Below are 17,108 nucleotides of genomic sequence, written 5' to 3'. Positions count from 1 at the left end.
AAGGCAAAGATCATTCTTCAGGAATTTTCCGAAGATGAGATCCGGGATATCTCGGTGGCCATGTCGAAACTCGGGCCGGTCGAGCCCTCGATGCTGGAGAGCACCTTCGTCGAGTTCGTGACGCTGATCAGCTCATCCGGCTCTCTCACCGGCAATTACGATGTCACCGAGCGCATGCTGGCCGGCATTCTCCCGCAGGACAAAGTCAACGCCATCATGGAAGAAATCCGTGGTCCGGCGGGACGCAATATCTGGGAGAAGCTCTCCAACGTTCAGGAAGAAGTGCTCGCCAACTATCTGAAGAACGAATACCCGCAGACCGTTGCGGTCATTCTGTCTAAGATCAGGCCAGAGCATTCCGCCCGCCTTCTCTCGGTTCTGCCTGACGAATTCGCCTTCGACGTCGTCATGCGCATGCTGCGCATGGAGGCGGTCCAGAAGGAAATTCTCGAGCGGGTCGAGATGACGCTGCGGTCCGAATTCATGGCCAATCTCGCACATACTTCGCGCCGCGATTCGCATGAGCAGATGGCTGAGATCTTCAACTGCTTCGACCGCCAGACAGAGACACGTTTCGTGACCGCACTGGAAGAAACGCAGCGTGACAGCGCTGAAAAAATCAAGTCGCTGATGTTCACGTTTGACGACCTCATCAAGCTTGATGCCGGCAGCGTCCAGACCATGCTGCGCAATGTCGACAAGGACAAGCTGGCGATCGCCCTCAAAGGGTCGACCGATACAATCCGCGACTTTTTCTTCATGAACATGTCACAGCGCGCCGCCCAGAATTTGCGCGATGACATGGGCGCCATGGGCCCGGTCAGGCTGACCGATGTGGATGAGGCGCAGTCGATGCTCGTTTCTGTTGCCAAGGATCTTGCCGCGCGCGGCGAGATCGTCATCGCCAAATCGCGTTCCGACGACGAACTCGTGTATTGAGGACAAATAAGTGAACGCACAGCCAGCCAAATTTCTGTTCGGTAATGAGTTTGCCACAGGCGAACGCCGCCGCCCCTCGCCCAGTGCCGAACGCGAGGCCACTGAGCGCGCCGCTGAGCTGGCGGCCGCCGAAGCGCGTGGCTACGCTGCCGGCGTTGCGGCTGGCGAGCAGAGCGCCAGCGCCCGCGAACTGGCGCGCTTTGCCGCTGCAATCGAGCAATGCGTCGGCTCGGCCATGCACATCCTGGGAACGCTCGACGCCACCCAGCGCATGATCGAGCAGGAAGCCGCCGGTCTTGCCATCGAGGTTGCGCGCCGCCTCGCACGCGGCCTCATCGAAGCTGAACCGCTCGGTGAAATCGAACGTGTCGCCCGTGAGGCGTTAAGCCATGTGCGCAGCGCCCCCCATCTCGTTTTGCGCGTTGCGCCCGACCTCGTCGAGCGGGTGCAGGAGCGCCTCAAGATGGTGGCCTGGGAGCGCGGCTATGAAGGACGCCTCATCGTCCTGGGCGAGCCGGACGTCCTGACCGGCGACTGCCGGATCGACTGGGCTGATGGCGGGATCGTTCGCGACAGCGCAGCGATCTCGGCAGCGGTTGATGACATCGTCACCCGCTTCATCGCCGCCCGCAACATGCCAAACGGGGAATAACGCACATGGATCAACATACCGATCTTCCGCTACCCGAACTCAACGCCATGGCAGCTGACGGCCTTCCACCTGCCGCCATGCCGGCCGGGCCGGGCGAGACCGCGCAACGAACGGCGAGCGAGCTTGAAGCGGTTTTCGACGTGCCGGTGAAGGTATCGGCCATTCTCGGCCGCACCCGTATGGATGTCGGGCAATTGCTGAAACTGGGCGTTGGCTCGGTCCTCGAACTCGATCGCAAGGTCGGTGAAGCCATCGACATCTATGTCAACAACCGCCTGGTGGCGCGCGGCGAAGTGGTTCTGGTGGAGAACAAGCTGGGCGTGACCATGACCGAAATCATCAAATCAGACAAAGATTAAGCTGCCGCTGCCTCAGGCAAGAAGGAGATCAATATGCGCCTCATGATTGTTGGAACGCTGCGGGGACAGCTCTCTGCTGCAACGCGTATCGTCCATGAGCGCGGCGCTCAGGTGACGCAGGCAGACACCATCGAGACGGCGCTGAAATATCTGCGCGCCGGCCGTGGCGCTGACCTCATCATGGTCGATGTCGCGTTGCGCATCGCTGACCTGATCACGGCCCTGGCAAGCGAGATGATCAACGTGCCGGTGGTCGCCTGCGGCGTGTCGAATGATGCGGCGGCGGCGGTCGCTGCAATCGAGGCCGGCGCCAAGGAATACATCCCTCTGCCGCCCGATCCCGAGATGATCGCGGCCATCATCGCCGCCGTCACCCGCGATACGCTCGACGTCGTCGTGACCGACGAGACGATGCTGCGTGTGCTCAGGCTTGCCGAGCAGGTGGCAGCCTCCGAAGCCTCCGTTCTGATCACCGGCGAAAGCGGCAGCGGCAAGGAAGTGATCGCCCGCTTCCTGCACAAGAAATCAAATCGCAAGGACAAGCCGTTCATCGCCATCAACTGCGCCGCCATGCCTGAAGCGCTGCTTGAAAGCGAATTGTTCGGCCATGAGAAGGGCGCCTTCACCGGCGCCGTGGCGCGGCGCATCGGCAAGTTCGAGGAAGCTGATGGCGGCACGCTGCTGCTTGATGAAATCTCGGAAATGGATGTGCGTCTGCAGGCCAAGCTGCTGCGCGCCATTCAGGAGCGCGTGATCGACCGCGTTGGCGGCTCCAAGCCGGTGCCGGTCAACATCCGCATCCTCGCCACGTCCAACCGCAATCTGACCGATGAAGTGAAGAAAGGAACGTTCCGCGAGGACCTTCTCTATCGCCTCAATGTCGTCAATCTCAAACTGCCGGCGCTGCGCCAGCGGCCAAGCGACATCATGGCGCTCGCCGAACATTTTATCAAGAAATTCGCCAGCCAGAACGGCCTGCCCCCGCGCCCCCTGTCCAAGGAAGCAAAGGGCGCGCTGCTTGCTGCAGCCTGGCCGGGCAATGTGCGCGAGCTAGAAAACACCATGCACCGCGCCGTGCTGCTGGCGATGGGCCCGGAGATTGGCGTCGACGCGATCCTGACGCCGGAAGGCACTGCCATGGCTGGCGCCGGGATGGCGCCGCGCGGTCCGGCAGGCGAAGCGGCGATGACGGCCGAAGCCGTCACCCGCGCGCTCGTCGGTCGCACCGTCTCGGAGGTTGAGCGCGATCTCATCCTTGACACGCTCGATCACTGCCTCGGCAACCGAACGCACGCCGCCAACATTCTCGGCATCTCGATCCGCACGCTGCGCAACAAGCTCAACGAATATGAAAGCGGCGGCTTCGACGTGGCAGAGCCTGGATCGCAGCGCGGCGCCCGCACCCAGCAGGTCGCGTGAAGGCGGAGCAAATTGCGTTTACACAAGACAACACCATGAACGCAGTTTGCTCTACGCCGCGCGAACTCCCGACAGAAAGCGCGCCACCGTCTGCGACAGATCCTGCGCACGCATGGCGAGGCTGCCGGAATTGTTGCTGAGCTGGCCGGCCGCGTCAGAAGTGTGGCGAGCTGAATCGAGAACCCCGCCAATATTGGCAGCAACCTCGTTCGTGCCATCAGCCACATGGGAGACCCGCGCCGCGATTTCCTGTGTGGTCGCAGCCTGTTCCTCAACCGCCGATGCAATCGCCATCGCCACGCCGTTCATCGTATCGATCGTCCCGCTGATATTGGCGATGGCCGTAACCGCAGCCGAGGTCGTTGTCTGGATTTCGTTGACGAGACCACCGATCTGCGCGGTGGCTTGTGACGTATTCTGCGCCAGCGTCTTCACTTCCGCCGCGACCACCGCAAAGCCGCGCCCAGCCTCGCCCGCGCGCGCCGCCTCGATCGTCGCATTGAGCGCCAGCAGATTGGTCTGCGCGGCAATCGTCTGGATGAGGCCGACGATCTCGTTGATCCGCTCGCCTGCCGTTGACAGTGAGTTCACCGTCCGTGACGCTTCCGCCGCCTCGCCGACAGCGCGGTTCGAAATCTCGCTTGTCTCGTTCAGTCTCCGGCCGATTTCAGTAATCGAGGACGCGAGCTCCTCGGCCGCCGCGGCAACCGTCTGCACATTGATCGTGGCTTCATCGGCTGCCGCAGCAACCGTCCCCGATTGTTTCGTTGCTTCCTCCGCCGATTGCGACAGGGCGCCTGCTGTGGCATTGATATCACGCGATGTACCACTGACGGAACGCACAACCTCGCCGACATCGCGCTCAAAACCGCCGATCAATTGTTCGATCTCGCTCGCCCGGCGCAGATTTGCCTCCTGGCTGGCGGATTGGGCCGCCCGCGCCGATTCACCCGATATGAGGTTGTCACGCAGGATCGCCAGAGCCGCCAGAAGGCTGCCGATCTCGTTTTTCGACGCCACCGCGTCAATCGGCTGCGTCAATTCCCCCGTGGCCAGACGCGTCGTTGCGCGTTCGATCAGCGCCAGCGAACCGGTGAGATAGCGCCACACCACAAACGACAATGTCGTGCACAGCACGAACGCCGCCATAATGACGGCAAGCATCTGATTGAAATTCATCGCCGACAGCGCCTGGCTGCGACGTTCAATTTCAACCGCAAGCGCATCAGCCCGGTCGGTTGCCGCCTGAATGAAGGGTTCAAGCTTGGCATAGGAAGCAGATGTGTCTTTCTGCGTCTGGGAAAAATCCCCTGCGAGCTTGGTCCAGTTGCCAAATGCCCGCACATAAGCCTCGACAAGACCCTTGAAGCCAAATTTATCGGCAAGCGGCAGATCTTCCGCGCCAATGGCGGCAATCAGCCTGTCGCTGACCTCGCCCAGCAGCTTGGCATCCGCTTCGCTGCGATAGAGAATGTAATCCTTCTCGACGCGCCGCAATCTCTGCACATCAAGCGCAAATGTCTGATTGTCGAAGGACAGGAATTTCTTTTCAAGCTCGCTGGCGGCGCGTGCCATTTCCCGCTCGAGGCCGCTGGCGCCATTGACCCCGAGTGCCAGCCTCAGCTCCACAAGTCGTTTGAAATTTCGGCTGTAGTCATCCAGCGGGGCGTCAATGGTCTTGAGCGCCTCAATCAGGCGCGCATCATTGATCTGCACGGCCATGGCCTTGACCGCCTCCATGCGCTCGCGCGCCGCCTTTTCCGAGAGATTGTGCAGCTTCAGGTATTTTTCGTCGAGGCGCAGCAGGAAATCTTTTTCTTGACGACGCAACTGCAGGAAATCCTGTCCGGCGCGGGCCGATTCAAGGGCGATCTGCGAGCCCAGGCGCGTCATATGATCGTTCACCGCCTGGGTCGATGAATTCCACAATGCGAGGCCTAAAATCGCCAAGAAACCGACTGCCGCAATCGCTCCAACCGCAAAAATCTGGGTGCGCAAACGAAAATCCGCTAGGGAAACACGCATAATTATACCTCCGTCATATAATTAGATAAACTTGCGACATAAACATTTACAGCGCGTTACTTATAACGACCTACTTATTAGTACGTATCTGACATTACTGACATTTTTCTGCGCAGCTCCCGACCGTCCCGAGACAATCGGCTGTCATCCGGCGCGTAGGTGTGGCCTTTCCCCGCACAGTGCGCTAAACGACGCCCCGCCCCGCAGACGTCACGTCCGCTCTCCCCGGCCCATACGAAGAAGGTTTCCCGTGCCAAAGCGCACAGACATCAGTTCGATTCTCATCATCGGCGCCGGACCGATCATCATCGGTCAGGCCTGCGAATTCGACTATTCCGGCACGCAAGCCGTGAAGGCGCTGCGCGCCGAGGGCTATCGCATCATTCTGGTCAATTCCAATCCGGCCACCATCATGACGGATCCCGATCTGGCGGATGCGACCTATATCGAGCCCATCACGCCGGAGATCGTCGCCAGGATCATCGAAAAGGAGCGCCCCGACGCCATCCTGCCCACCATGGGCGGGCAGACGGCGCTGAACACCGCGCTCTCCCTGAAGCGCATGGGCGTGCTGGAGCGTTTCAATGTCGAGATGATCGGCGCCACGGCCGAAGCCATCGACAAGGCGGAGGATCGCGAGCGTTTCCGCGACTGCATGGCCGGCATCGGCCTTGAAACGCCGCGCTCGCGGCTCGCCAACGCATCTGATCTGAAATCGGCTGACAAGGAACGCTACCGCGCCGAGCTTGTTCGCATCGAGGCGCTGCCCGTCACTAATCGCGAAACCGTCAAGGCGGACTTCCTGCGCAGCTGGCAGAGTGATGAACCTGAACGCAAACGCCGCTACATTTCCAAAGGCGTCGCCGAAGCGCTGGAGGCGCTGGAAGACATCGGCCTGCCGACCATCATCCGCCCGTCCTTCACGCTGGGTGGCCTTGGCGGTGGCATTGCCTATAACCGCGACGAGTTCATGGATATCGTCGAGCGCGGTCTGGACGCCTCCCCCACCACCGAAGTGCTGATCGAGCAATCCGTCCTCGGCTGGAAAGAATACGAGATGGAGGTGGTGCGCGACAAGAAGGACAACTGCATCATCATCTGCTCGATCGAGAATATCGATCCGATGGGGGTTCATACCGGCGATTCGATTACCGTGGCGCCCGCCCTGACGCTGACCGACAAGGAATACCAGCGCATGCGCGATGCCTCCATCGCCGTGTTGCGCGAGATTGGCGTCGAGACCGGCGGCTCCAACGTCCAGTTCGCCATCAATCCAGCCGATGGGCGCATGGTGGTGATCGAGATGAACCCGCGCGTCTCGCGCTCCTCCGCCCTTGCATCAAAAGCCACCGGCTTTCCCATCGCCAAGGTCGCCGCCAAGCTCGCCATTGGCTATACGCTCGACGAGATCGACAACGACATCACGGGCGGCGCCACGCCTGCCTCCTTCGAGCCGACGATCGACTATGTCGTCACCAAGATCCCGCGCTTCAATTTCGAGAAATTCCCCGGCGCCGAACCCCTTCTTACCACCTCGATGAAATCGGTGGGTGAGGTGATGGCAATCGGCCGCACCTTCGCTGAGAGCCTGCAGAAGGCGCTGAGAGGGTTGGAAATCGGCCTTACCGGCTTGAATGAAATCGATATTCCAGGGCTTGGCCAGGGTGATGACCAGAGCGCTATCCGCGCCGCTCTCGGCTCACCGACACCTGACCGTCTGCTGAAAGTGGCCCAGGCATTGCGGCTTGGCTTTTCGCCACAGGATATCCACGCCTCCTTCCCCATCGATCCCTGGTTCATCGAGCAATTGCAGATCATTCTGAGTGCCGAGGCATCCATTCGCGCCAATGGTCTGCCGAAAACCGCCCATGGCATGCGCCGCGTCAAGGCGCTGGGTTTTTCCGACGCCAGGCTCGCCGAACTGGCCGGCGTGAGCGAGGAGGATATGAGGGCGGAGCGCCATGCGCTCGATGTCCGCCCCGTGTTCAAGCGTATCGACACCTGCGCGGCAGAATTCGCCTCCCCCACCGCCTATATGTACTCGACCTACGAGACGCCGTTCGGCGCGGCTCCTGCCGATGAATCATGGCCAAGCGAGCGCAAGAAGGTCGTCATTCTCGGTGGTGGTCCAAACCGTATCGGCCAGGGCATCGAGTTTGATTATTGCTGTTGCCATGCCTGTTTTGCGCTGGGCGAGGCGGGCTATGAAACCATCATGATCAACTGCAATCCCGAGACCGTGTCGACGGATTACGACACCTCGGACCGCCTCTATTTCGAGCCGCTGACCGCAGAGGACGTGCTGGAAATACTGTGGCGTGAGCAGACGAAAGGAACGGTTCACGGCGTCATTGTCCAGTTCGGCGGCCAGACGCCGCTGAAGCTCGCCGCTGCCATCGAGAAGGCGAAAATACCCATCCTCGGCACCTCGCCCGATGCCATTGATCTTGCCGAGGATCGCGACCGCTTCAAGCGCCTCATCGACAAGCTCGGCCTCAAACAGCCGAAGAACGGTATCGCCTACTCGGTCGAGCAGGCGCGCCTGGTGAAGGCTGAGCTCGGCTTTCCGCTGGTGGTGCGCCCGTCTTACGTCCTGGGCGGGCGCGGCATGGCGATTATCCGCGACGAGACATCGTTTGATCGCTACCTGCTGAACCAGCTGCCGGAAATGGTGCCGCCTGATATCCGCGCCCGTTACCCGAACGACAAGACCGGCCAGATCAACACGGTTCTTGGCAAGAATCCTCTCCTCTTTGATGGTTATCTCTCGGATGCCATCGAGGTTGATGTTGATGCGCTGGCCGATGGCAAGGATGTGTTCGTCTGCGGCATCATGGAACATATCGAGGAAGCGGGCATTCATTCCGGCGATTCGGCCTGTTCTCTGCCACCTCACTCGCTCGACGCGGCAACCATTGCCGAACTCGAGCGCCAGACCCGCGACCTTGCGCTCGAGTTACGCGTGGGTGGCCTGATGAACACGCAATACGCTATCAAGAATGGCGTTATCTATATTCTCGAGGTCAATCCCCGCGCCTCGCGCACCGTGCCTTTCGTTGCCAAGACCATCGGCGTGCCGGTGGCCAAGATCGCCGCGCGCATCATGGCGGGCGAGCCTTTGATGTCGTTTGGCCTGAAGACGAAAAAGCTCGATCATGTAGCGGTCAAGGAAGCCGTTTTTCCCTTTGCCCGCTTCCCCGGCGTTGACACGCTTCTTGGCCCCGAAATGCGTTCAACCGGCGAAGTGATGGGCCTTGACCGTGATTTCGCCGTGGCGTTCGCCAAGAGCCAGCTGGGCGGTGGCACGAAGGTGCCAACATCCGGCACTGTCTTTGTCTCCATGCGCGATGCTGACAAGCCGCGGATCGTCGACACGGTGCGTGTGCTGAGCGACATCGGCTTTACCGTCGTTGCCACCTCGGGCACCCAGCGCTATCTGGCCGGCCTCGGAATTCGTGTCAAAAAGGTCAACAAAGTGCTGGAAGGCCGCCCGCATATCGTTGACATGATCAAAAACGGTGAAATTGCGCTCGTTTTCAACACAACCGACGGAGCGCAGGCTATTTCTGACAGCATGTCATTGCGTCGCGCCGCGCTTCTTCATAAGGTTCCTTATTATACAACTCTTTCCGGAGCAGTCGCCGCTGGTCAGGGTATTGCCGCTCTCAAATCCGGGACACTGGAAGTGCGGCCATTGCAGGACTATGTGGGCAGGGGCGAGGCGCACTGACGAACGGCAACAAGATACGACGACGGTAAGACCGTGCACAGGAACGGGCGGAATGGTTCCGCTGACCTTGATGCGCCCTCAGACCGGAATGAAGTAGCGAGGAGACGATGGAAAAATTCCCGATGACTGCCGGCGGCTACGCGCAAATCCAGACCGAGCTGCGTCGACTGACCTCGGAAGAGCGCCCGCGTATCATCGAGGCGATCGCCGAAGCGCGCGCGCATGGCGACCTTTCGGAAAACGCCGAATATCACGCCGCCAAGGAAGCACAGGGCATGAATGAGGCAAAGATTGCCGAATTCGAGGATGTCCTGTCGCGCGCCGAAGTGATTGATGTGAGCAAGCTGAATGGCGATACGGTCAAATTCGGCGCCACTGCCAGCCTTCTTGACGAGGACAGCGAGGAAAAGCGGACCTACCAGATCGTCGGCGAACTGGAAGCCGATGTGAAGAAGGGCCGTATTTCGATCACCTCGCCGATTGCCCGCGCCCTCATCGGCAAGCGCGTCGGCGATGTCGTTGAGGTGACAACGCCCAGCGGACCGCGCAGTTACGAGATCCTCAAGGTCGATTTCCGCTGAGGCTGCACCCGGTGACGAGCGCGGCGCCCAGGGGCAGCTCATGCGCGCGCTGCTGATCAAGACTTCTTCTTTCGGTGATGTGGTTCATACCCTTCCCGCGATCAGCGATGCTGTCGCGGCGTTGCCCGGGCTGATTTTTGACTGGGTGCTCGAACCGCCCTTCGCTCCGATCGCCGCGCTGCATCCTGGCGTGGCGCGCGTCATTCCCTTGTCAATGCGCTCGCTGCGCCAGCCGACGATGGGCAATCTGCGCGCCTGGTTGTCCGCCATCAAGGCGCTGCGCGAAAGCACATATGACATCATCATCGACGCGCAGGGATTGCTGAAATCAGCGCCCATCGCGCTGCTGGCCCGCGGGCCGGCTCACGGTTATGACCAGTCAAGCGCCCGTGAGGGATGGGCCACGTTGGCCTATGGCAGACGCCATCATGTAGCCCGCAACCAGCACGCCATCCAGCGTACCCGCATGTTGTTTGCAGCAGCGCTCGATTATCCATTGCCGATCAACCCGCCAGTCTTCGGCATCAGCAAGGAGGAGTCGCCTGCAGCCAACGCCAGCCGTGACGTCTTCCTCGTTCACGCCACCTCGTGGTCGAGCAAATTATGGGCGCTGGAATCATGGCGAGAGCTGGCAATTCTCCTCGCCGGGCAAGGTCATCACGTGGTCGTCCCCGCCCATGGCGAGGCAGAGCGCCAGCGCGCGGAATGGATCGTATCTGCCATACCCGACAGCGAAATCCTGCCACCGATGGCCCTTGGTGCCTTGGCCGGCCGCATCGCAAGCGCCCGAGCTATGGTGGCCTGCGACACCGGGCTCGCTCATCTCGGCGGCGCGCTGGGCGTGCCAACCCTCACTCTTTATGGCCCGACTACGCCGAACCTCACCGCAACAGCCGGCGCGCGCGTGTTGAATCTCGCAGCTGGCGCCGATACCTGCGTCCATTTGCCATGCCTGAGCCGCCAATGCCGGCGCGCAAATAATGACCAGTCATCACCATGCCTGCAGACGATCACGCCACAATTTGTCGTATCCTGTCTTTCCCGGCTGATGACACACGATTAAGGCGCGATGGCCAAGGGTGGATCATTGCTGAGACCATTGTCGCAGCGAATCGCACAGATCCGGATATCTGCCACCAGCGCTCCTTGCGTATCGGATGTTCCCTCCCCTTTGAAGGTAAGCCAATAAAATCGCGCCTTGGTGACTTTCACCGTAATGCGCCGTGTTGTCCAACCTGATGAATAAGCGCAATAATCGATCATCTGCGAGGGGCGATTGCCGGCACTCGTCGTAACATCGCTGTCAAGCCATACGCTAACCGCATTCGTGTCATGCGGAGCTGTGAAACTCGGATAGGGCATTGCATATCCAGGCCCCCAAAAACTTCCCGTCTCTGTACCAGGAGGCAAAGTCGAGACGGGATAGTCAGTTGCCTTGTTGGCACAGTAAATCGTACCACTCCCCAGGCTCGGAAAATTCACCCGCGACAGATAATTATAAGCAATCTGGTACGTACCCGGCGGTAGAAGTATTTTATGCGACAACGCGCGATTGGCAAACTCATCGAGCTCGAGAACTTGCTGCTCGCCGCCAGGAAGAGTGGCAAGTGAGGGCGCGCGATCCCAAATTTCAAAGGCATTGGCACCAACCGGAACCCAATCATTGACAGCAAGGCTGTTTTCAAATGCCGAACGCCAAGCCGAAAAATTCTCGCGCAACAGCACCTGCCCCGCGATCTCGAATGGCGCCGTCAGCCGGCTTCCATTACAATATTGATAACAAAGGCGAATATTGTCGAGTTGCCCCCCTTCGAGATAAGTATTACTTCCTTGGCCCGCATAAGTCAGCCAATAATCGCCGGTCGTTGTGACCGTGATCATCACCGAGCGCTCGATCCACCCCTTGGAATAGATGCACACATCAATGAGGTCCGCTGGCCGCCAGGACGGGCTTGTGGGGCGGATCGCACCTTCGAGATAATTGGCAGAAAAATCAGCTTCGTCGGCGCTGAAATAAACCCCAACCCTGCTGGTATCAGACGTTGCCCAGGCGACATCAGCCGCCGCATTCGCACATATTGGCGCTGGATCATTATTGAATACGTCGTTGCCGAAGCGCGTTGACCCGGCATAGGCCGCAACCGCCGCGTATGCATTTCCCGTATATTGATAGCGCAATTCATAGACGCCGGCAGCGAGCGACAGTTTCCTTGATATGGAAAGATTATAATATCCAACCAATTCACCAACGTGGCTGCCATCGGGTGATGGTTGCTTATATCCATCATTGATCTTCAGGCCAAAAAAGTATGGCGCGCCGTCCCCTACAGTTCTCCATCCATTGAAATTTCTCGAATAAAAAGTTGAGCCCGGATTATTGTTGTAAACAGTTTCCGTGCTGAGGGGGGGAGTTTCAAAGGTTTCCTTGAAAATTTCAGCACCCGCCGACAATTGCGGCGGTACTGGGTAGCATTGTTGATCAACTGACACTTGAATAGACGCGATATTGAACAGACCCAGGAAAGTCGTTGGTACAGCGTAACTCCCGCTCATCCGCGCCGGCCCATTGCTGACGGCCGTGAAGTTTGCATTGACGAGGTCCGTCGTGACATTTTGTGAAGCAAGATTGGCGTTGAAAAACGACCTGACCGCCGCTCCGCCACTTTCAGTGTCGGCCACTAAAGACGTCTTCTTTGCATATTGACATGCAAGGCTGGCCGCCTGGTATAATTTTTGGCGCGCCAACTGCGCCATCCCGAAATCAAGTGCTGCTCCAGAAATGCCGACCAGAATGATCATCGACAACGCGGCCATGATCGAAAAAGATCCACCCTCATCATCAATGAGGGAATTAATGTGACTTAAGCATATCTTTTTATTGAAAACGGGCATGTCTTTTACCATTCTGGTATCGTTCGATGCCGTACATTAGTACAAATGTGTATATATTCTTGCAATTTGCTGAGTTAACGCGCCCTCAATATTTAGCTTAAAATCTTATGTCATAAACAAAATTCCCCCGTAAAATCAACGCTGCAGCACAATACAACTCGGCGGCCATCTAAGGTATTTTCCGATCAAGTGGATGTCTGGCGATCGCAAGAACATGCCTCGACACCACAATAGAGTGCATGATCGGACGCAATAAGGCTGGCGCGGCGTTTGCGCATGAGGAGTTCAGTCCCATGATGAGAGCGCATGACGAGCGCAAGCCAGACAGGGCGTCGTCATCTGGGTGGTCGATCAGGCCTTCCGGCGTACGCAGTCATCACGACGCCAAATGACGTCCTTGTGTACTGCGCCGGCGGCAACAAAAATCTACGTTCGGCCTAACTTGGTATCAGGACAATATGTGTTCTCAACATCTGTCGAACGACGTGGATGCGCCAGATCCAGGAGGCCAGATTGCGTCACCTTTCCGTATTTTTGTTGATTGTTTTGCTCGGCGGATGCCAGGTCAATCGCGACGCATTCCCAAGACCCGCCATTCCCCAGGGCGCCTCCGCCGACGAGATCGAACGCATCCTGTGCCGGCAATCACCGGCCTCGCCGTGGTATGTCCCGTGCGGCAGGGGCGGCGGCCGCTGAGGCTAGCGACCAGCAGCGTTGATCGGCATCATCGCCTCATCCTTGGTGACGCGGATCGCCAGCATGGTTTTGACATGCGCTACATTAGGCGTACGCGTCAGGTCGTTGATGATGAAGTTCTGAAAGCTTGAAAGATCATGGGCGACGCATTTGAGAATGAAGTCGGCCTCACCTGACAGCATGATACATTCACGCACCACCGACCACGCCTGAACCTGGGCCTCGAACGCCTTCAGATCGTGGTCCGCCTGACTGTGGAGACCAACCATGGCGAACGCCAGAACCTCGCAGCCCAAACGCTTGATGTCGAGAAGCGCTCTGTAACCCGTAATCAGACCGGCCTCTTCCAGCCCCCGGACACGGCGCAGACAAGGCGGCGGCGAAATACCGACGCGGCGCGCCAGTTCGACATTCGTCATCCGCCCCTCGCTCTGCAGCAGCGCCAGGATTTTCCAGTCGATGGCATCGAGTTGGGCAATCATGTTTTTTCCGAAGCGATCATGCGGTAAATATAATGCATTGCAGGGGCAAAGACATAGGAGTCGGCGAACGAAGAATCGCTTGTGCCATAAGCCTTGGCGACATTACATAGTCGCTTGACGCTCATGTCCACCAAGCTAACGCCATACACCTGGCAGCCTCCTTATGCCTGCATCACGGAACCACACCATGACCGCACAGCACAGCAAGCTCATCATCATCGGCTCGGGACCGGCAGGCTATACTGCGGCCATCTACGCCGCCCGCGCCATGCTGGAACCGGTCCTGATCGCCGGCCTGCAACCGGGCGGCCAGCTGACGATCACCACCGACGTCGAAAATTATCCCGGTTTTGCCGAAACCATCCAGGGGCCATGGCTGATGGACCAGATGAAGGCGCAGGCCGAGCACATGGGCACCCGCATGGTCTCCGACATTATCGTCAAGGCCGATCTGTCGCGCCGCCCCTTCCAGTTGACCGGCGATAGCGGCGCCCTCTACACGGCTGACGCGCTCATCATCGCCACCGGTGCGCAGGCAAAATGGCTCGGCCTGCCAAGCGAACAACATTTTCAGGGGCATGGCGTCTCGGCCTGCGCCACCTGCGATGGCTTCTTTTACCGCAACAAGGAAGTGGCGGTCGTTGGTGGCGGCAATACGGCGGTCGAGGAAGCGCTGTTTCTCACCAAATTCGCCTCGAAAGTAACCGTGATCCACCGTCGCGACAGCTTCAAGGCGGAAAAGATTCTGCAGCAGCGCCTGCTCGCTCATCCCAAGGTCGAGATCGTCTGGAACAGTGCGCTGGACGCAGTGCTCGGCAGTGAAAATCCGCGCGGCGTTACCCATATGCGCCTGCGCGATACGCGCACCGGCGCACTCACCGAGCGCCCCGTTGACGGCGTCTTCATCGCCATCGGCCACGCGCCATCGGTGGAACTCTTTAGCGGTGAGCTCAAGATGAAGCCCTCCGGCTATTTATGGACGGCGCCGAATTCGACACTGACCTCGCGCGAAGGCGTGTTCGCGGCCGGCGACGTGACCGATGACATCTTCCGGCAAGCCGTCACTGCCGCCGGGATGGGTTGCATGGCAGCCCTTGAGGCAGAAAAATATCTCGCTCATGGGCAGATCGTGACCGCCGCAGCGGAGTAATTCCGCCGTTCCGCCGTAACAAAATTCAGAATTCTTGATCGAATTCGATCAAGAATCGACATGTCTCTTCGCCCGAACCCGCATTACGCTGTTACGTCTAGGTCGAGAGGGAAGCCAGCTATGGATTGGGACAAGCTGCGGGTCTTTCATGCCGCCGCCGCCGCCGGCAGCTTTACGCATGCCGGCGAAGCCCTGGGGCTGTCGCAATCAGCCGTCAGCCGCCAGGTCTCGGCCCTGGAGGGCGAATTGCGCGTCCCGCTGTTCCACCGTCATGCCCGTGGACTTATCCTGACCGAACACGGAGAGACACTCTTTGGTGCCACCCGCGACGTGTTGCTCAAGCTTGAAACCGTCAAGCAATCGCTCTCCGACAGTCGCGAAAAGCCCAATGGCGAATTGCGCGTCACGACGACGATTGGTTTGGGCGTGGCCTGGCTCGCGAGCCGCCTCAAGGATTTCAGCGAGCGTTACCCTGAGATCAGCATCACGCTGTTGCTGACCGATGAGGAACTTGACCTGTCGATGCGTGAGGCCGATGTCGGCATCAGGTTACGCCAGCCGACGCAGCCCGATCTCATCCAGCGAAAGCTCTTCACTGTTCACTTCCACGTCTATGGTTCAAGCGACTACATCGCCCAGCATGGCGCGCCCACCGATATCGCCGAACTCGATCATCATCGTCTGCTGTCCTATGGTGGCAGCCTGATGAACTATCTGCGCCCGCTTAATCTTCTGCTCCAGGCAGGGCGGACAAATGGTGATCTGCGTCGGCCGATCCTGACGGTGAATAACATCACCGCGCTTAAAAACGCGACCGAAAGCGGCATGGGTCTGGCGATTTTGCCCGATTACCTGATTGACGACAAAACCAACCTGGTACCGCTCATGCCAGGCACGACGATGCCCGCCTTCGATACCTATTTCGTTTATGCCGAGGAGTTGCGCAATCTGGCGCGCGTCCAGGTCTTCCGCGACTTTCTGGTCGCCAAGGCACAGGGCTGGCAATATTGAGCATGGCGTTGCTGGCGCATATCCGCCATGCCGTTACGCACATTCTCGAATTGGTCATGGCGCGCCATATTGCCATGACGAATAGCGCAACTCGACCTCCCTGCTTTTCGTCTGCGCCCCCAACGCAGTCTGTTCCCACAGTGCCCCAAGCACCGAAACTTTAAAGCCGGACCTGACAATCAGGCCCGGCTTCTTGTTTTTCGGAGGGTCAGGAACGATGGCGGATGCAGGCGCTTTTCACATGAAAAGCCTTTCATTCGTAAGCCCCGCATAGAGCGAAGCCACCTGCTCGCCATAGCCATTGTAAATAACCGTCGGCTGGCGCCCTTCATCAGGGCCGATGACCCGCTCGGAAGCCTGGCTCCAGCGCGGATGCGACACTTGCGGGTTCACATTGGCCCAGAAACCATATTCGTTGGGGCCGGATTCCTCCCAGAACGTGCGGGGCCGTTGATCGGTGAAGGTAATACGGTTGATCGACTTGATCGATTTGAAGCCATATTTCCACGGCAACGCCAATCTGATCGGCGCCCCCATCTGGCGCGGCAGCGGTTTGCCATAGGCACCCGTCACCAGCAGCGGCAAATCGTTCATCGCTTCCTCAATCGTCACCCCTTCAACGTAAGGCCAGGGATAAAAGGCCTGCCGCTGGCCAGGTGCCTGGCTGGTGTCCTTGAAGGTCTCGAAGCGAATGAATTTGGCTGACCCCAGCGGCTTGGCGAGCTTGACGAAACTTGCCAGCGTGAAGCCGGTCCACGGAATGGTCATCGACCACGCCTCGACGCAGCGCAGCCGGTAGATGCGCTCTTCAAGCTGAACCTTCTTCAGCAGATCCTCAAACTCGATATCGAACGCGTTTTCAACCAGACCGTCGACCTTGATCTTCCACGGCTTCGTCCGCAACGCCTGGGCGGCACGAACGACGTTTTTGCTGGTGCCGAATTCGTAGAAATTATTGTAATTGACGGCCTGTGTTTCCGTTGTCACCGGCCGCCCCGCATTGGCATAGTTCGGGCTGGTTGCAGCCGGATAGTACTCCGCCCCCGGCTCGCCCTGCTGCTGGGCGAAGGCCCTGCCATGGGGAACAAGACTGGCCGCCGCGCCCAGTCCCAGGCCCATCGCCAGCCGCCGGTTCATGACATAGGCTTCCGGAGTTACGCTTGCTTCGCTCA

14 protein-coding genes are annotated in these 17,108 nt (G+C 59.1%); 10 read left to right on the top strand and 4 right to left on the bottom strand.

Going from position 1 to position 17,108, the window contains the following annotated elements; genetic code table 11:
• The 4 genes from fliG to ACINK1_RS01615 form a co-directional block, all read left to right on the top strand.
• Nucleotides 1-939 (top strand): flagellar motor switch protein FliG (gene fliG, locus ACINK1_RS01630; protein WP_395759946.1); only part of this gene is annotated, 939 nt, incomplete at its 5' end.
• A 10-nt stretch (nt 940-949) separates the two neighbouring features.
• Entirely contained in the window at nt 950-1,591 is a 642-nt protein-coding gene (gene fliH / locus ACINK1_RS01625) for a flagellar assembly protein FliH (protein ID WP_376801265.1), read from the top strand.
• Nucleotides 1,592-1,596: 5 nt separating this feature from the next.
• On the top strand, nt 1,597-1,950 hold the full coding sequence (gene fliN, locus ACINK1_RS01620; protein WP_376801264.1) for a flagellar motor switch protein FliN: 354 nt from the start codon (nt 1,597-1,599) through the stop codon (nt 1,948-1,950).
• Nucleotides 1,951-1,983: 33 nt separating this feature from the next.
• A complete protein-coding gene (locus ACINK1_RS01615) occupies nt 1,984-3,369 on the top strand; it encodes a sigma-54 dependent transcriptional regulator (protein WP_376801262.1) in 1,386 nt (461 codons plus the stop codon).
• A gap of 51 nt (nt 3,370-3,420) precedes the next feature.
• Here the strand turns inward: ACINK1_RS01615 and ACINK1_RS01610 are convergent, their stop codons facing one another.
• Nucleotides 3,421-5,394, bottom strand: coding sequence for a methyl-accepting chemotaxis protein (locus ACINK1_RS01610; protein ID WP_376801260.1), 1,974 nt, complete (start codon nt 5,392-5,394; stop codon nt 3,421-3,423).
• Nucleotides 5,395-5,644: 250 nt separating this feature from the next.
• Between ACINK1_RS01610 and carB the strand changes: the two genes are divergently transcribed.
• The 3 genes from carB (at nt 5,645) to waaC (ending at nt 10,768) form a co-directional block, all read left to right on the top strand.
• A complete protein-coding gene (gene carB, locus ACINK1_RS01605; protein ID WP_376800522.1) occupies nt 5,645-9,124 on the top strand; it encodes a carbamoyl-phosphate synthase large subunit in 3,480 nt (1,159 codons plus the stop codon).
• A 107-nt stretch (nt 9,125-9,231) separates the two neighbouring features.
• Entirely contained in the window at nt 9,232-9,705 is a 474-nt protein-coding gene (greA, locus tag ACINK1_RS01600) for a transcription elongation factor GreA (RefSeq protein ID WP_376800521.1), read from the top strand.
• 40 nt (nt 9,706-9,745) lie between these two features.
• A complete protein-coding gene (gene waaC / locus ACINK1_RS01595) occupies nt 9,746-10,768 on the top strand; it encodes a lipopolysaccharide heptosyltransferase I (protein ID WP_376800520.1) in 1,023 nt (340 codons plus the stop codon).
• On the opposite strand, the gene ACINK1_RS01590 is transcribed toward waaC, so the two are convergent.
• The gene (locus tag ACINK1_RS01590) at nt 10,765-12,609 is read right to left on the bottom strand and encodes a TadE/TadG family type IV pilus assembly protein (protein WP_376800519.1); all 1,845 of its coding nucleotides are present in this window, start codon (nt 12,607-12,609) and stop codon (nt 10,765-10,767) included. The genes waaC and ACINK1_RS01590 overlap by 4 nt on opposite strands.
• 477 nt (nt 12,610-13,086) lie before the next feature.
• Between ACINK1_RS01590 and ACINK1_RS01585 the strand changes: the two genes are divergently transcribed.
• On the top strand, nt 13,087-13,293 hold the full coding sequence (locus ACINK1_RS01585; protein ID WP_376800518.1) for a hypothetical protein: 207 nt from the start codon (nt 13,087-13,089) through the stop codon (nt 13,291-13,293).
• A 2-nt stretch (nt 13,294-13,295) separates the two neighbouring features.
• Here the strand turns inward: ACINK1_RS01585 and ACINK1_RS01580 are convergent, their stop codons facing one another.
• Entirely contained in the window at nt 13,296-13,775 is a 480-nt protein-coding gene (locus tag ACINK1_RS01580; protein WP_376800517.1) for an Lrp/AsnC family transcriptional regulator, read from the bottom strand.
• A gap of 187 nt (nt 13,776-13,962) precedes the next feature.
• Here ACINK1_RS01580 and trxB point away from each other — a divergent pair, with 187 nt between their 5' ends.
• Nucleotides 13,963-14,925, top strand: a complete 963-nt coding sequence (gene trxB / locus ACINK1_RS01575) for a thioredoxin-disulfide reductase (RefSeq protein ID WP_376800516.1) — start codon at nt 13,963-13,965, stop codon at nt 14,923-14,925.
• A gap of 120 nt (nt 14,926-15,045) precedes the next feature.
• Nucleotides 15,046-15,936, top strand: a complete 891-nt coding sequence (locus tag ACINK1_RS01570; RefSeq protein WP_376800515.1) for a LysR family transcriptional regulator — start codon at nt 15,046-15,048, stop codon at nt 15,934-15,936.
• A 237-nt stretch (nt 15,937-16,173) separates the two neighbouring features.
• Here the strand turns inward: ACINK1_RS01570 and msrP are convergent.
• The coding region (gene msrP, locus ACINK1_RS01565) for a protein-methionine-sulfoxide reductase catalytic subunit MsrP (RefSeq protein ID WP_395759945.1) at nt 16,174-17,108 on the bottom strand (935 nt) is incomplete at its 5' end.

The organism is Raskinella chloraquaticus (SeqCode) (assembly GCF_021731865.1).
GTDB lineage: Bacteria > Pseudomonadota > Alphaproteobacteria > Rhizobiales > UBA4765 > Raskinella > Raskinella chloraquaticus.
Note: the sequence above shows the minus strand (reverse complement) of the source record. Positions and strands in the feature narration are given on the sequence as shown.

Excerpts from the sequence above, each read along its gene's own strand:
- fliN (WP_376801264.1), top strand. The coding sequence starts at position 1,597 with ATGGATCAACATACCGATCTTCCGCTACCCGAACTCAACGCCATGGCA.
- ACINK1_RS01615 (WP_376801262.1), top strand. The coding sequence starts at position 1,984 with ATGCGCCTCATGATTGTTGGAACGCTGCGGGGACAGCTCTCTGCTGCA.
- ACINK1_RS01610 (WP_376801260.1), bottom strand. The coding sequence starts at position 5,394 with ATGCGTGTTTCCCTAGCGGATTTTCGTTTGCGCACCCAGATTTTTGCG.
- greA (WP_376800521.1), top strand. The coding sequence starts at position 9,232 with ATGGAAAAATTCCCGATGACTGCCGGCGGCTACGCGCAAATCCAGACC.
- waaC (WP_376800520.1), top strand. The coding sequence starts at position 9,746 with ATGCGCGCGCTGCTGATCAAGACTTCTTCTTTCGGTGATGTGGTTCAT.
- ACINK1_RS01590 (WP_376800519.1), bottom strand. The coding sequence starts at position 12,609 with ATGGTAAAAGACATGCCCGTTTTCAATAAAAAGATATGCTTAAGTCAC.
- ACINK1_RS01585 (WP_376800518.1), top strand. The coding sequence starts at position 13,087 with ATGCGCCAGATCCAGGAGGCCAGATTGCGTCACCTTTCCGTATTTTTG.
- ACINK1_RS01580 (WP_376800517.1), bottom strand. The coding sequence starts at position 13,775 with ATGATTGCCCAACTCGATGCCATCGACTGGAAAATCCTGGCGCTGCTG.
- trxB (WP_376800516.1), top strand. The coding sequence starts at position 13,963 with ATGACCGCACAGCACAGCAAGCTCATCATCATCGGCTCGGGACCGGCA.
- ACINK1_RS01570 (WP_376800515.1), top strand. The coding sequence starts at position 15,046 with ATGGATTGGGACAAGCTGCGGGTCTTTCATGCCGCCGCCGCCGCCGGC.